This is a genomic window from Paenibacillus oryzisoli (genome assembly GCF_001653565.1).
Taxonomy (GTDB): Bacteria; Bacillota; Bacilli; order Paenibacillales; family NBRC-103111; genus Paenibacillus_E; species Paenibacillus_E oryzisoli.
In genome coordinates, this window is sequence record NZ_LYPB01000048.1 from 1 (window position 1) to 14,455 (window position 14,455).

The 14,455-nt window shown below is 37.4% G+C and carries 15 protein-coding genes and 2 pseudogenes; 15 read left to right on the plus strand and 2 right to left on the minus strand.

Going from position 1 to position 14,455, the window contains the following annotated elements; all coding sequences use genetic code 11:
• The first annotated feature begins 1,052 nt into the window (after positions 1-1,052).
• Positions 1,053-1,511 carry a cupin domain-containing protein gene (locus A8708_RS04815; protein WP_068662391.1) on the plus strand — a complete coding sequence of 153 codons (459 nt, stop codon included), beginning with the start codon at positions 1,053-1,055 and terminating at the stop codon, positions 1,509-1,511.
• Positions 1,512-1,921: 410 nt separating this feature from the next.
• Here the strand turns inward: A8708_RS04815 and A8708_RS04820 are convergent, their stop codons facing one another.
• The gene (locus A8708_RS04820; protein ID WP_082927278.1) at positions 1,922-2,695 is read right to left on the minus strand and encodes a cysteine hydrolase family protein; all 774 of its coding nucleotides are present in this window, start codon (positions 2,693-2,695) and stop codon (positions 1,922-1,924) included.
• Between the two features lie 111 nt (positions 2,696-2,806).
• Between A8708_RS04820 and A8708_RS34695 the strand changes: the two are divergent.
• Positions 2,807-2,995, plus strand: a pseudogene (locus A8708_RS34695) (NAD(P)/FAD-dependent oxidoreductase); the annotation flags it as partial.
• Positions 2,916-3,251: a hypothetical protein gene (locus tag A8708_RS04825; protein ID WP_068662392.1), complete on the plus strand. Its 336-nt coding sequence runs from the start codon at positions 2,916-2,918 to the stop codon at positions 3,249-3,251. The pseudogene A8708_RS34695 and the gene A8708_RS04825, both read left to right, overlap by 80 nt.
• A 116-nt stretch (positions 3,252-3,367) precedes the next feature.
• On the opposite strand, the gene A8708_RS04830 is transcribed toward A8708_RS04825, so the two are convergent.
• Positions 3,368-4,207, minus strand: coding sequence for an alpha/beta fold hydrolase (locus tag A8708_RS04830; RefSeq protein WP_239696538.1), 840 nt, complete (start codon positions 4,205-4,207; stop codon positions 3,368-3,370).
• Between the two features lie 409 nt (positions 4,208-4,616).
• On the opposite strand from A8708_RS04830, the gene A8708_RS04835 reads away from it, so the two are divergent.
• The 12 genes and pseudogenes from A8708_RS04835 (at position 4,617) to A8708_RS04885 (ending at position 13,946) form a co-directional block, all read left to right on the plus strand.
• Positions 4,617-4,961: a putative quinol monooxygenase gene (locus A8708_RS04835; RefSeq protein WP_068662393.1), complete on the plus strand. Its 345-nt coding sequence runs from the start codon at positions 4,617-4,619 to the stop codon at positions 4,959-4,961.
• A 5-nt stretch (positions 4,962-4,966) separates the two neighbouring features.
• Positions 4,967-5,329, plus strand: coding sequence for a nuclear transport factor 2 family protein (locus tag A8708_RS04840; RefSeq protein WP_068662394.1), 363 nt, complete (start codon positions 4,967-4,969; stop codon positions 5,327-5,329).
• Between the two features lie 91 nt (positions 5,330-5,420).
• On the plus strand, positions 5,421-6,797 hold the full coding sequence (locus tag A8708_RS04845; protein ID WP_068662395.1) for an FAD-dependent oxidoreductase: 1,377 nt from the start codon (positions 5,421-5,423) through the stop codon (positions 6,795-6,797).
• Between the two features lie 36 nt (positions 6,798-6,833).
• Positions 6,834-7,151, plus strand: a complete 318-nt coding sequence (locus tag A8708_RS04850; protein ID WP_068662396.1) for a thioredoxin family protein — start codon at positions 6,834-6,836, stop codon at positions 7,149-7,151.
• Between the two features lie 41 nt (positions 7,152-7,192).
• Positions 7,193-7,336 (plus strand): annotated as a pseudogene (locus A8708_RS34700) (SDR family oxidoreductase); the annotation flags it as partial.
• A gap of 68 nt (positions 7,337-7,404) precedes the next feature.
• Entirely contained in the window at positions 7,405-7,752 is a 348-nt protein-coding gene (locus A8708_RS04855; protein ID WP_068662397.1) for a putative quinol monooxygenase, read from the plus strand.
• 177 nt (positions 7,753-7,929) lie between these two features.
• Entirely contained in the window at positions 7,930-9,432 is a 1,503-nt protein-coding gene (locus A8708_RS04860; protein WP_068662398.1) for a spore germination protein, read from the plus strand.
• A 1-nt stretch (position 9,433) separates the two neighbouring features.
• Positions 9,434-10,597, plus strand: coding sequence for a Ger(x)C family spore germination protein (locus A8708_RS04865; protein WP_068662399.1), 1,164 nt, complete (start codon positions 9,434-9,436; stop codon positions 10,595-10,597).
• Positions 10,597-10,827 (plus strand): hypothetical protein, encoded by a 231-nt coding sequence (locus tag A8708_RS04870; protein WP_068662400.1) that lies wholly within the window; start codon positions 10,597-10,599, stop codon positions 10,825-10,827. The genes A8708_RS04865 and A8708_RS04870 overlap by 1 nt, the downstream gene beginning before the upstream one ends.
• A 15-nt stretch (positions 10,828-10,842) precedes the next feature.
• Positions 10,843-11,946 carry a GerAB/ArcD/ProY family transporter gene (locus A8708_RS04875; RefSeq protein ID WP_068662401.1) on the plus strand — a complete coding sequence of 368 codons (1,104 nt, stop codon included), beginning with the start codon at positions 10,843-10,845 and terminating at the stop codon, positions 11,944-11,946.
• A gap of 68 nt (positions 11,947-12,014) precedes the next feature.
• Positions 12,015-12,704, plus strand: coding sequence for a Crp/Fnr family transcriptional regulator (locus A8708_RS04880; protein WP_068662402.1), 690 nt, complete (start codon positions 12,015-12,017; stop codon positions 12,702-12,704).
• Between the two features lie 435 nt (positions 12,705-13,139).
• Positions 13,140-13,946 (plus strand): acetamidase/formamidase family protein, encoded by an 807-nt coding sequence (locus A8708_RS04885; protein WP_338044176.1) that lies wholly within the window; start codon positions 13,140-13,142, stop codon positions 13,944-13,946.
• The last annotated feature ends 509 nt before the right edge of the window (positions 13,947-14,455 follow it).

Genomic DNA, 14,455 nt, shown 5'->3' on the forward strand with positions numbered 1-14,455 from the left:
CGGCACAGAGATTTCTCCCGTGCCGTTTCTGTTTCCACTTTTTATACCCGGTCTTGTCTTGAGTTTAACTTAATGACATTGCCCTTAGGGGCAGTCATTTTTTTTTGACGCCGATATTGATCGTGGTTCACGATAGTACACATACGAAAGATCCAACGAATATTGCAATCATTATTGGCCAAAAACCAATATTCTTAATATTATCAGAAGTAATAATAATATTCCTCCTTGTGGTTAATTAATTTTCAATTGGCTATGATACTAACTAAGTGATGTCGGTTATTTCTCTCATCCTCATTAAATTCTTCTACTTCTTCTGCGCTTCTATATAGTACTCTCTTTTAACAATCGTTCAGTAAGGTAGATTGCATATAGGATGCAATTTTGCTAAGTCAGTCGTTTCCGTTTCAGAACAAACCTAATTCACTACGATCTACAAACTAACAAAACCACGGTGGCTAAAAAATGGCTCTTAAAGATGTCTGCCTATAGTTGATCAGGGAATAAATAAATCAAGCTAGTTTTGTGACGCGCGGTACAAGCGTTTTGATGCATAGAATTGAAAGAAGCAACCACTCTAGTTGGGATATTGCTTATAAAGAAGAGTCCAATTGTAGTTGTGTAATCAGTTGAAATACATTTTACTGGTGCTTGAACAACTTACAGAGTATAAGGTAAAACTGAACTGGATAAAGCTGATTAGTAATTGCAGTATTGTTACGCCATTTTTATGGTTATCATTAATCTTTAAAATGCTTGTTCCTCTTCACAAAACACAACTATTTATTCACTGATACTATTAGTTATTACTTACAATTGGTTGATTGCCGATTTAAAGAATGGCTCGAACTTATTGTTAGATAGGTTACAGAAAAAATGAATGGTCAAACTTATAATAGGGAGGCAAGTAAGAGAAAAGACGGTTTGCCTGAAAAACGAGCTTCTGCGCAGCTCAATAATTTTGGTAGTCCTTCACCTTTTTCTCTAATCACTTTAGTAGTCACTGTCACTGCATTCGTTTGAAAACAATATTAATTAGGAGGCAAACATATATGTCAAAAGTATTAGATGTAATGGGACCACAAATTCAACTTGTAACGGATTTATCGGTAAACAAGGACTACTCCCTAATGAAAGCAGAAGTTCCGCCTGGTGTTATTGTACCTGTTCATAGTCATGATGATCGTGAAACCTTTGTTGTGTTATCAGGGGAACTTGAGGCGTTTACGGAAGACAGCTGGAAAACAGTAAAGGCTGGAGAAACTGTTGATATTCCTGGAGACGTGAAACACGCTTGGAGAAATTCCTCTAATGAAACAGTAAAATTACTGGTAGTCTCGACAGTAAAAATGGGAGAATTTTTCAATGAAATTGGAGTTCCAGTTGAAAATGTGAAACCAGGTCCACCTACACCAGAAGCTTTACAGCATTTTGTCAAAGTAGCGATAGAATATGGGTATTGGCTGGGAACACCTGACGATAATGCCTCGATTGGTATTAAGTTAGGCTAATTCTTTTGATCAGAGAAGAAGGGAAATCCGTGTTAATACAGCGGGTTTCTTTTTTTTGCTTGGAACTAGTTTGACTATAGATCAGTCTGGTAAAATCGTTGAAGATGCTGAGGAATCTGTTAGGCATCAAGCCGTGCGTACAATCAGGTAGCCCGGGCAATTAATAATGGATTAACTAGCTACGCCATCTATTGCAAAAAGATTACATCAATTTTACAAGAAAAATGGTTTTAATCTAATAACTGAAGATGATTTACCAATTAGTTACGATTACCCTGATAGGGATTCATTACTATATCGGCTCGATCTAATAAAAATAAGCCATCGATGAGTCGATGGCTTATTTTTGGTATGACTATGTGTAAACTGTTTAAAATGGATATCCAGCTTCTTGAAATTTATTAGGTATATTAATTCAGCCTCGATTTCATTTTTTTTATGACCTCAGTAGTTGGCCAACTAGCACTTGCTATCATTTTAAAATTAGTTTTAGCGACAAAATCTCCATCTAAACCATTCATTATTGGAGCTGCTGTTGCATCATAAATCACTGCAACTTCAAAGCCCTGTTCAACAAGTTCCCTCATGTGTGATTCAACACACAAATTCGCTGCCATCCCAGCAAGAAGCACGCGAGTAATTCCTGCTTTTCTCAATTGTAAGACTAAGTCATTCGATTCCGGTCCGTATATTTTGTGTGGATTTGTTATAATCGCATGAGTTTCTTCGAGAAGAGGTTTAAAACTATCATAAAAATCAGCGCCAGAACCTTCGAAGCCATCAAGTGTTAAAGGGCCTTTTCTTTGGAACATTTTGTTGGAATGCATCCAATCTTCCATAACTCCGCCAAATAGCCATTTCTGATCATAGGGATAATAATAATGCGGAGATATGAATACTTTAAACTTATTTTCTTTTGACGTCTTTAATAGTTGCTCTATGTTTTCAATTGTGTGATTCTTTGCAATGCTTTCTTTCATCAAATTATAAGCGGCACCTTTGGGACTGAGATAATCATTTTGGGGATCAGTAAGCACTAATGCAGTATTGGTAGAATCTATCCTCATACCTGAATGTGATTGATGAGGTGCTGCTTGTAAGGCTAAGACTGGTTGCTGATTACCGTAAAAACAAGTACTGCATATAAACAAAAATACGATTACCCACCTTTGAATATTACTCATAAATTGCCCCTCTTCTTCGGATGACTTTGTGTACTTTGCATAATATGTTCCACCTTGTTAAGGATTATCCATATTTATGTAGCCATCTAATATTTGCATAATCAATAGTGAGGTGGAGAAGAACTTCTAGCCAACTCCCTAATTATTTCTACAGGTGCTTCCGCGAAATACCTCGGCATACCAGGTGAAAAGGAAAATGTAGGAAGAGGTATTAGCACCTGTGCAACATGTGATGGATACTTTTTTCGAAATAAAAAAATCTTTGTTGTGGGTGGTGGAGATTCTGCCATGGAAGAAGCTCATAACATGGTGTTACACTTGTAGATTTTTATGCACCTATAATCCTTATATAGAAGATGGAAAGACAGCTGTTACAAGTCCTCACAAAATCTTTGGCCCTGAATCAACTCATATGCGAGAGCTTGTTGAACAAGGTTTTGAAGTTGCTGTTATCCATGATGCAACTGCAGCTCCTGGTATGGATGCCTATAACGCTGGAAAGCTTAACTTCGGATTACTGAGTAGCGGTTCATTGACAACGAAGGAAGCTGTTTAGAAAATGAATGCAGAATAATTTAATAAACAGATCGACTTCTGCTGATATATTAATAAAGCTGTTGGAAATCCAACAGCTTTATTTCTTTGGAGTTGGTACATTTATTAAAAATACTACTAGTTGTAAAAGCTATCAAAAAAACGTTTTATTAATACGGAGATCTGTCGGCTCTGTTCCTCTAGGATAAAATGTCCACCACATAAGTAGTAAGTTTCAATGTACTTTAGATCATTGCTAAAGGCATGTGCTCCTTCCAAAGTGAAAATAAAATCGTATTTACCCCATGTTATTAAAGTTGGGGGTTGATAAGTTCGAAGATATTTTTGCCAGAGTGGATAGAGTTCTACATTTTTTCTATAATCATAGCCGAGTTCTAACTGGATTTGGCTATTACCAGGACGATCCAGAAAGAACTGGTCCATTGAAAATCCATCAGGGCCAACTAAATATGGCTGGCAGACTCCTGTTAAATATTGTTTTTTTGTAAATTCAAATGTTGTCAGAGTGGAAAATGCTGCTTCTGTTACAGGGTTACGGTCTGCCCAAAGCGCTTTAAATAAATCGAATGGTTTACCTAATCCTTTTTCATCAGCTACAGCATTTTGAATAACAAATCCTAGAACGCGCTCTGGATTACGAACCGCTAGACGAAAACCAATCGGTCCACCATAGTCGTGCACGTACAATAAAAAGTGTGAAATACAAAGCTTATTGATAAGCTCTTCAATTATTAAAGACAGGTTCTCAAAGGTGTAATTGAACTCAACAGTTGAAGGCATGCTGCTGTTACCATATCCAGGGTAGTCAGGAGCAATGACATGATAATGGTCTGCAAGGCAAGGGATTAAATCTCTGAACATATGAGAAGAACTTGGAAAACCATGAAGGAGGATAATCGTCGGATTATTTGAACTACCGGCTTCACGAAAAAATATAGATAACCCGTCAATATTCATCCTTTTATAAATAACCATTATTCTACGCCCTTTCTTAACGCTAAAATACTTAATTGTCGCCAACACAAAATATGTGCTGTTTTGGCTTTTAAGTACTTTAAAAAATAAAATATAGTAAATAAATATTTCAAAAAGAGTGATAATCATCAAAGCAGACTGTAATAAGAAAAATAAATAATGCTCATTGTCGGAACTCTCAAATTGGCGGTAGCAGATGGTAAAACAATTTAGCTAAAGAACGTAACTATTCAATTTTCTGGGTATAAACCGTTCTGTTAGATAGATACTAACTAAAATGCAATTGAAGGATGCATGATATGTAAGTTAGATTACAGAATGATTTTTCAAAACAATATATGATTATGAAGTCAAGTCATCACACAGCAATCATTAAGAGGAGGAATTTATAATGACACATACAAATCATCAAGTTGTATTGAATATTCGATTTAAAACTAAACCAGGTAAAAAAGAGGAATTTCGAACTGCCCTTTCTTCACTTATTAAAGAAATGTCGGTAGAACAGTCATTCATTAGTGCTATCGTATCTGATGATTTGGATCAGCCAGATGATTTAGTCATTTATGAAATATGGCATGGAACAAGGGATAGTTGGTTGCAAGAAGAATTTACGAAGCCATATCGCAAAAATTATGAAGGTACCTTAGGTGAGCTAATTGTCGACAGAAGTATTAGTTGGTTAGAGCCAAAGGGCGAATGGGGTAGTAAGTTAACAACTGCACAATTAGGGTGAATTTTATGTCTAAATATATTGAAATAATAGATAAACATTTGTCTATCTGGAGTGATTCCAATCGAGCGCGAAGAAGAAAAGCTATCGAGGAAATTTATGCACAGGATTGTATCGTCGTAGATCCATTTTATCCCGAAGTATTTCGGGGACATGATGCACTCATGACTTTGATTGATGAAGTCCAAGGGAAATTCCCAGGGTTTGTCTTCATTAAAACCTCTCAAGATGAACATCATAATGTTGCTAAATTCACTTGGAATTATGGACCTGTTGGGGGGCAACCAGGGGTTACTGGGGAAGACTTCTTCTTCATTGAAGAGGGATTGATCCAACATTTGTATATATTTATTGATAAACCAGGTGACTAAAGCACCTCAAAAAAATAGCTCAGTTCTCATTCTTTTAAGAGGACAGAGCTATTTACTTCATTCATTGAGTCATAAAACGAGGATGTGCGGAATGAAAAAGTATGAGGCCATTATCATTGGATTTGGAAAAGGCGGTAAAACACTAGCAGCCACATTGGCTAAAAGAGGTCAAGAAGTAGCCATCATTGAGCAATCAAAACTGATGTATGGAGGAACATGCATTAATATTGGTTGTATTCCAACGAAGGCTCTAGTTCACTATTCTAAACATTCACAGCTAAGTCATTTAAAGCAATTCGATGATAAAGCCGCTGCTTATCGAATTGCTATTGATAAAAAAACTGCCTTGATTTCTACGCTTCGTCAAAAGAATTATGATAACCTCGACAACCTTGATAAGGTAACAATTTATACGGGAAAAGCGACATTTTCTTCTCAACATGAGATTTCAATTCAAAGTGATGAAAAATCGACTACCATATATGGAGAGAAGATTTATATAAATACTGGAGCATCAACCATTATACCTGCCATTGAAGGAATTTCAGAAAGTGAGCATGTATATACAAGTACTTCTATTATGGAATTGACCTCTCTGCCCAAAAGGCTGATCGTCCTCGGGGCAGGATATATTGGCTTAGAATTTTCATCTATGTACGCGAATTTCGGTTCTGAGCTGGTGGTATTGGATAAACATAGTGAATTTCTTTCAAGGGAAGATCGAGATATCGCTAAAGCTCTTCAATCCACTCTTGAGAAAAAAGGAATCGAATTCAAGCTGGGCACTGAGGTCCAGTCTATTCACGATAGTGAACAAGGTGTGGTTGTAACTTATCGAGATAATGAGAATAAGACACATGAGCTTTATGCGGATGCTGTTTTAGTGGCTGCAGGGAGAAAGCCCAACACGGAGGGCTTGCAGTTGCAAAAGGCAGGCGTACAAGTTACGGAACGAGGTGCTATACAAGTTAATGAGCGATTACAAACGACAACTACTCATATTTATGCCATGGGTGATGTCGTTGGAGGATTACAATTTACGTATATATCGCTTGATGATCAACGTATTATTGTTGATAACCTTTTCGGTACAAAGCAAAGAACAACAGAAGATCGACTTCATGTGCCCTATTCCGTGTTTACGGACCCTCCCTTATCACGAGTGGGACTGAGTGAGGAACAAGCGCTAGCACAAGGCTACGAAATTAATAAGGCCACCATGCCAGCAGCAGCTATTCCGCGAGCAAAATTAATGGAAGAAACGGATGGTCTCCTAAAAGCAATCGTCGATGCAAAAACTGGATTGATTTTAGGTTGTTCCCTATTTTGTTCAGATTCACATGAAATGATTAATATTGTTCAGATCGCTATGGAAACAGGCCAATCCTATACCTATCTTAGAGACCATATTTTTACACATCCCACGATGAGCGAATCGCTAAATGATTTATTTCAATTAATTCCCTAAATAATCTAATAAATCACTTAAAAGAGGAGAATGATCATGGATAGAATAGAAACAAAAGAACAATATCAAGATCTAATTGCAAGGGAAATATATACTGTTTTGAAATTTGATACGACTTGGTGTCCGGATTGTAAGAACTTGGATCGATTTATTGGTGATATTATTGAAGAGCAAACAGATAAGGATTTTTATGCGATCGATGCTGAAAAGTTTCAACCCATAGCGGAAGAAAATGATGTGCGTGGTATCCCTAGTTTATTAGTTTACAAAAATGGTGAGAAAATCGCACATTTGCACAGTAAGCTCGCCAAAACGCCAGCACAAGTTCGTGAGTATCTAGACACATTAAATTGATGAAAACCCAAATAGTAAACTTATTTTAATAGAAGCAAGGGGAGTCCGCCAAGGATAACGTACCGATGAGCCGCGTGGGCAAGGCAGAGGAAATCGCCAGCGCTGTGATGTTCCTTGCTTCAGAGGAAAGCAGCTATGTAAACGGCATCGAACTGTTCGTGGATGGTGGAATGGCTCAAATCTAACATGATTTGTTATCAGTTTCATAAAAATTCTAGAAGAAAAAAATAGAAATGAATAGGAGTTTTTTCAAATGAATCATACAGAACAGACTGTAATTATTGCACGCTTTCAGCTTAAACCTAATTCAGACAAGCAGGCATTCTTTGATAACTTGAAACCCTTGTTCGACACGATGTCCAAAGAGCCGACTTTTGTAAATGCAATTGTACATGAAAATGTTGATAATCCGGACGAAGTTGTATTTTATGAAATCTGGAACTGTTCTAAAGAGGTTTGGTTGGCTGAAGAAGAATCCAAATCTTACCGTCAAGGTCCTTACACGAGAGCAGCAGAATTTTTGTTAGCTAGAGAACTTGGTTTCTACACAACATTGGGTGAATGGGGAACTACCATTACAGCAGGTAAACATTTTACCTAATGGGATCTTTAAGCAGTAACACAGGCGATCGCCTCTCGACATACAATCGAGAGGCGATCGCCTATTTTTATGAACACTGAACATACTTCTGGGGACGATTGCTAATAATACAGGTAACACTAGAATTTGGGGAATTATCCAATGTTCATGTAATGAAAGGGAGGAGGGAACTTAGAATTGAGCCAAACATCGATGACATCATCTGCGGCTATGAACTTAGAGAAACTTCAACAATGCTATACCGAGAATGAGTTGCTTGTCGTTAGAAACCTTATTCATTCGGATTTGGACTGTGGAGCATTCATCGTATATTTAACGATTCTCGTGGATGAAAAGAGATTAAATGAACAAATCATCCGAAAAATCAACTTGGATTTATCAGCAAATAAAGATAAACGACATATACAAAAAACAATCCTTCAAACCCTGTATTCGCTAGGCGATGTACAAGTACTTACGGATATGAATGAAATCGCGAGTCATGTTGCTGATGCCAATTTCGTTATTTTTATGGATGGACATTCTGAAGGATATGCCATGAGTCTGCCCGGTTACGAGACCCGAGCAATTGGCGAGCCACAGCTTGAACTTAACGTACGCGGTCCACGAGAAGGCTTTTCTGATGATTTGCAAATCAATCTAGGAATGATTTTTCGACGAATGAAATCATCAAATTTGAAAGCGAAAATGGTTCAATTAGGACAAGAGAGTCAAACTAAAGTGATGATTCTCTACCTTGCGAATGTTGTAGATAACGATGTGCTACGTGAGCTCATGCGGAGAATTGAAGCAATCAAAATCAAGACGCTGGTAGATAGTACACAAATTGAAGAATTGATCCAAGACAGTACTTTCTCACCATTTCCACAGATCTTGGATACGGAAAGACCTGATCGTGTCGTCACTGCGGTAAATCGAGGGAAGATCGTAATTATGATGGACGGGTCGCCAAATGCCCTAATTGCGCCAAGCACATTCTTTGAAATACTTCATCCTTCAGAAGATCTGTATGAACGATTTTACTTCGCTAATTTAATGAGAGCCATACGATTGGTCACCTTGTTTATTTCCTTGATGGGACCTTCTCTCTATATAGCCTTAACGACGTTTCATTTAGAGATGATTCCAACCCCACTTATGATGACTTTTCTCTCCGCAAAAGCAGGGATACCATTTCCTACATTCATTGAAGCGATCATAATGGAATTATCTTTCGAGGTTCTAAGAGAAGCAAGTTTGCGTTTACCTCGCGTTGTGGGGCAATCAGTCAGTATCGTTGGTGCTCTTATTATAGGCGAAGCTGCTGTACAATCGGGGATTGTGTCACGCCCGATGGTCATTGTAGTTGCAATGACGGGTATAGCTTCCTTTACAGTTCCGTCCTTTAGTACAGGAATCTCATTTCGCATATTACGGTTTCCGTTAATGGTTCTTGCGGCCAATCAAGGTATATTTGGTGTATCTGTGGGTTTATTTCTGATTATCTACCACTTATGTTCCTTAAGATCCTGTGGGGTTCTTTTTCTAGATCCGCTTGGATCGGATAAATGGAAGAATGTTCTGAAAGAAATTTTTCTATTCCCAGTTAAGTTTAGAAAAGTTTCGTCTCGCCAAAATGTAAAGTTGGGAGATTCTTTAAAACGTCCAACCAAATATTTGTCCGGAAAAGAGTGGGATTAATTTGAAGAGAGTTGTTCGGCCAATACTATTATGTATAACTTTGATTCTAACTGAAGGATGCTCGGGCGACGCTAACGAAATCAGTGATATTGCACTAGATACTGCGGTAGCCATTGATTATGATCAAAAATCAAAACAATTTACATTTACAACATTTTGCGTTCTGCCTTCAAACTCAAGTCAAGAAAAAGCAGGAGCATTTAACCAATGGATAACAAGTGAAACAGGAAGTACGCTGTTAGAGGCAGGTAAAAAAATGCGGGCTCATGCAGGAAAAAATGTCATTTTTCAGCACAATAAATTTTTCATCATTGGAGAGGACGCGGCACGGTATTCTTTATATGAGGTAGTAGATTATCTAACAAGAAAACGTGAGTTCCGAATTACATCCTTCCCGATCATAACTAAAGGTCAAGCTTCATCTAAATTAAGATTAAAATCCGAGTCGGGAGATATCATTTCGAATGATCTATTAGGTCAAATACGTAACAATAAACTTCTCGGACAGAGTTCCCCACTCATTTTAAAAGACTTTGTTAACTTTTTCTCTGATCCTTATCGTGGTTTCGTAGCAGCCAGTTTAGTTGTGAAACCATCTCAAACCAAACCCAATGATGTACTAATACTGCGTGGAGGCGCAGTGATATACAAGGAGAAATTGGTTGATTGGTTGGATGGGAACGATGTTGTAATGGTTAACATTTTATCAAATAAAAAAATATGGAGGAGTCTAGAATTCCCTGGGGATATTAAATTGGAATCTGACATCCATTTTACTTCTATATTTCATGTATCTGATTCAGCAATTCACAGTGAGTTTGTGAACGGCTTGCCAGTCATGAAAATTGATATGAAATTAAATGCATCCATCGAAAGTGTGAATCGAGATATGAACGTTATTGATTCGGAAACCATTAAACAGATGGAGAGAGCCGCTACTGAGCATATTGAAGAATCATTGAGAGCAAGTTTGGACCATCTTCAAAAAAATTTAAAGGTAGACATCCTAGGATTCTCTGAAATTATGATACAACACCAACCAAATGAATGGAAATCCATTCAGAAGGAGTGGGAAGATATTTTTCCTACAATACCTATACAAATTCACGCCTCAGTTAAAATAGACAAAGCGGGTATGACCACGTCCATTGGAGGAGGGCATTAATGGTAAATAGTTTTTTTATGATCGGTTCTCTCATTTATGGAATCTTTTTTTTGTTCCATTTGCTCAAAAAGTCATCATCTGATGCCATTTTAATGTTGGTATTATGTTGTTTTATTGGAGGTTACTTTGCTCCATATTATGGCGAAAAATGGCCAACAGTTGAAAGTTTGTATAATATTTTGTATACACCAATATCAGCATACATAAATCAAGAATTGTTAAAAAAGTGAACAGGTGGGATCTAAATGGCAGGCTTAGAAAAAATATCTCATATACAGTTCAGTTGTCTATTATTCGGATTTATTGCAGGATTCGAAGGTCTATTTCTAACAGAAGTGAAAGTATTAAAGCAGGACGTTTGGATGGCTAATGTTTTAAATATAGGTATGGGAATTGGCGTACTGTCTCTCATTTATTTTGTTCAACGGCAGTATCCGCAAATAGATTTGGCCGAAATTTGTAATAAAGTATTGGGGAAATGGGTTGGCAAAGTTATGCTTTGCATTTATCTTCTGTATAATCTAGAAACCGCTTCTGGAGGATTTCGAGCATTGTCTATGTTCTACAGAACAATTATATTGCCCAATACACATGCAAATGTTCTGATCTTTACTTGTGCTATTTGTTCTACATATGGTGTATTTATAGGTCTTGGCTCATTAGCTCGAACCAATATGGTTGTCTTGCCATTTTTCTTAATGGGTTTTCTTATTACTTGCCTATTTGTATTACCTGAAATCCAAACTAACCCATTCCTTCCTCCATTTCAAAGTAAAATATCCGAAGTCATCATACAGGGAATGCACATATTTACATTTAACTTTTCTGAAGTAATTACATTTGGTTTTCTAATGTCAAGAGTTGAGCGACCCAAAAAAATATTTGTAAGCGCTATGGTTGCCATTATTATGTCAGGGATTTACATGATCATAATTACGTATTTGACTCTTGGTTCATTAGGTTTCAACTATATTAAGACCTCAACATTTCCATTTTTCACAACCATACAATTAGTGAAATTTGGAGAATACTTAGAAAGAATTGAAGTCATACTTATCGGATTATGGACGGTTCTTACATTACTCTACGTCGTTGTTATGCAATATGTGTTTACACTAGTGTTAGCAAACATTTTTAACATAAAGGAAAAAAGACCTTTTGTATTTGTAGTTGGTCTGCTATTTTTTGCTCATGCTAGTAGAAGTTATATTCGAACAGCAGATCACTTCACATATGGAGATACTATATACCCTGTATCTTCGTTGCTCCCATGTCTCATTCTCCCGATTTTACTAGCAATAGTTACAGTGTTCCGAAAGAGAAGTAAAGAACGTATACGTGGAACCTAACAATTCAAATCTAAAGGTTCACATATAAGGCATTGAATACTATCATTTGGGGAGTTGAATTATCTAACATGAAAAAGCCGAGGAATTTATCAAATCTTAAAATTTTTGATTTACTTACACAAGCAGACTTAGAGCAAATTGAACAAATGGCAATCATGACAAATACATGGCCTAAAAACTCTTTAATACAAACACCAGAAAGCAAAAGTGATGGATTGTTTTTTGTTCTTGAAGGTATGATTCGATTGTCTAAATCAAACACGGCAGGAAAGCAATATACGGTTGGTATTTTGGGGCCAGGCAGTATTTACGGCGAAATTAGCTCGCTCTCTTTTGGTACTAATGGAAATTATATGGAAACTATTGAAGAAACACATATCTGTACTATTCATAAGGCCCAGTTTGAGCAATTTTTAAATACACATCCAGAATTCAGTTGGAAACTCTTAGAAGAGTTGAGTAATCGGTTACTTGACCGGGACGAAGTATTGGAAAAACTGGCATTAAGTGATCTTCGTGGTAAAGTTCTATTTTTTCTAACAAAACTGTCTAAAAAATTTGGAGTTGAAGAGAATGGTTACCAGAAAATTGATTTACCTCTGACACATCAGGAATTAGCCAACATGATTGGTGCTACTCGAGAATCGGTTTCTTTAGTTCTTCAGGAACTTTCTAATGATGGTGTAATTATTACGGGAAGAAAAAAAATTATAGTGAAAGAAGATATGGCTAGAGAATTGATGGAAACCTATCAATAAATAAGTAAAATGATATTTTTTGTTAATTTGCAATTTAACTTATTGAAGTCTTAATCAAAAATGAGATAAGAAGGTATAAAACCGTGATTTGCTACAATGGACTAACCTAAGTAGGAACTATAGCTTAATCAAGAAACGGCTGCCGATGAATCGGCGGCCGTTTCTCAACTAAAGGGCAGTAGAGCGTGGTGAAACGACTATTTAATCATGCCTTTTGTAGATAAGGTTCCTCGGTTCCCCGCGCTGCTGTTTGAGCGTATCACAACACGCAGCCGGTATAATCAGTAGTCTGATTAACGAAGGGCAGTAAAGCAGAATCAAGCTACTTTTTTTGTTTGTCAAAATAATCACACAATTCATTCAGGAGATATCCATATTTTTCATGTAAAATAATTATGTAACGGATTACATTCTTGGAGTCTTGGAGGACAACATATGGCAGTTTATTCAATTCTTCCTGGAAGACATTCATTGCACGGTTCTTTCTCACGAGATTTTGGACCTATATTAACTATTGATTCAGGGGAGATCGTTCGTTTCAGTACTCTTGACGCTGGATGGGGGCTCGAGCCATATTCAGCGTCAGGCGTTCGTAAAAAATTTGAACCTAGAGAATGTCCTCGCGACGGTGGTCACGCTCTTTGTGGACCTGTGACCATTCGAGGGGCTGAGCCTGGTATGATACTCGAAATAAAAATTAATGAAATTCGCCAAGGTTCATGGGGGTGGAATAGTGCAGGAGGGTTCCCTCATCCAATAAATAAAAGCTTAGGTATTCATGAAGGCGAGGAATTTCACCTTAATTGGAAATTAGATGCAAGTTCAATAATTGGAACAAGCGATAAAGGACACAAGATAGCATTGCGTCCCTTTATGGGAGTAATGGGGATGCCACCTGATGAACCTGGGATTCATTCCACTTTTCCTCCCCGCTCCTGTGGAGGGAATATCGATTGTAAAGAATTAATTGTAGGAAGCACATTGTATCTTCCAGTTCCTGTATCGGGGGGGCTATTCTCAGTCGGAGATGGACATGCGGCGCAAGGGGATGGAGAAGTGGGATGTCCAGCATTAGAGTGCCCAATGGAATTAGTGGACCTTACGTTTTCCATTAGAGAAGATATTCGTTTAACCATGCCTCGAGCAAAAACACCTACGGCATGGGTCACAATGGGCTTTCACGAAGATTTGAACGAAGCATCCATAATCGCGTTAGAAGGCATGGTTAAATCTCATGAGTGAAATATTTGGGTTTGAACGTAAAGAAGCCTTAGCTTTAGCTAGTCTTGTCGTTGATTTAAGGATTACACAAATTGTTAATGGAGTTCGAGGAGTGCATGCTGTACTTCCACACGGTTCGATCAGGTGATAGGAAGCAACTATTTAAGTGATATGTTTTCCAAATGGCATATTCATCACTTTCGAGATACAAGTGTTATAGCTGAAGAAGAAAATGGAAGTATTGTAGGATTTGTTATGGGATTCTTATGGCAAACTGGACGAGTGCTATACGAAGAGTCTTCAAAAACCGTCGGAATGCTAGGAAGGAATGTGATTCGATGAGTGACAGCTCCTACAAATAAGTATTCTATAGCATTTCATAAGCGAATGGGATTTGCAATCTGAACCACAAGAACAGGAATTTGAAGGATTCCCTGTATGTCTTAATTATGATGGTCACGATGCTATGAGGGTAGTTTTTAAGAAGGTGCTAGTTCGGAAGTGAATTGACCTAACGGAGAACGATAGCA

Coding starts and splice junctions, on each gene's coding strand:
- A8708_RS04840 (WP_068662394.1), top strand. CDS start 4,967: ATGTCTAAATATATTGAAATAATAGATAAACATTTGTCTATCTGGAGT.
- A8708_RS04870 (WP_068662400.1), top strand. CDS start 10,597: ATGGTAAATAGTTTTTTTATGATCGGTTCTCTCATTTATGGAATCTTT.
- A8708_RS04875 (WP_068662401.1), top strand. CDS start 10,843: ATGGCAGGCTTAGAAAAAATATCTCATATACAGTTCAGTTGTCTATTA.
- A8708_RS04850 (WP_068662396.1), top strand. CDS start 6,834: ATGGATAGAATAGAAACAAAAGAACAATATCAAGATCTAATTGCAAGG.
- A8708_RS04830 (WP_239696538.1), bottom strand. CDS start 4,207: ATGAATATTGACGGGTTATCTATATTTTTTCGTGAAGCCGGTAGTTCA.
- A8708_RS04820 (WP_082927278.1), bottom strand. CDS start 2,695: ATGAGTAATATTCAAAGGTGGGTAATCGTATTTTTGTTTATATGCAGT.
- A8708_RS04880 (WP_068662402.1), top strand. CDS start 12,015: ATGAAAAAGCCGAGGAATTTATCAAATCTTAAAATTTTTGATTTACTT.
- A8708_RS04845 (WP_068662395.1), top strand. CDS start 5,421: ATGAAAAAGTATGAGGCCATTATCATTGGATTTGGAAAAGGCGGTAAA.
- A8708_RS04855 (WP_068662397.1), top strand. CDS start 7,405: ATGAATCATACAGAACAGACTGTAATTATTGCACGCTTTCAGCTTAAA.
- A8708_RS04815 (WP_068662391.1), top strand. CDS start 1,053: ATGTCAAAAGTATTAGATGTAATGGGACCACAAATTCAACTTGTAACG.
- A8708_RS04835 (WP_068662393.1), top strand. CDS start 4,617: ATGACACATACAAATCATCAAGTTGTATTGAATATTCGATTTAAAACT.
- A8708_RS04885 (WP_338044176.1), top strand. CDS start 13,140: ATGGCAGTTTATTCAATTCTTCCTGGAAGACATTCATTGCACGGTTCT.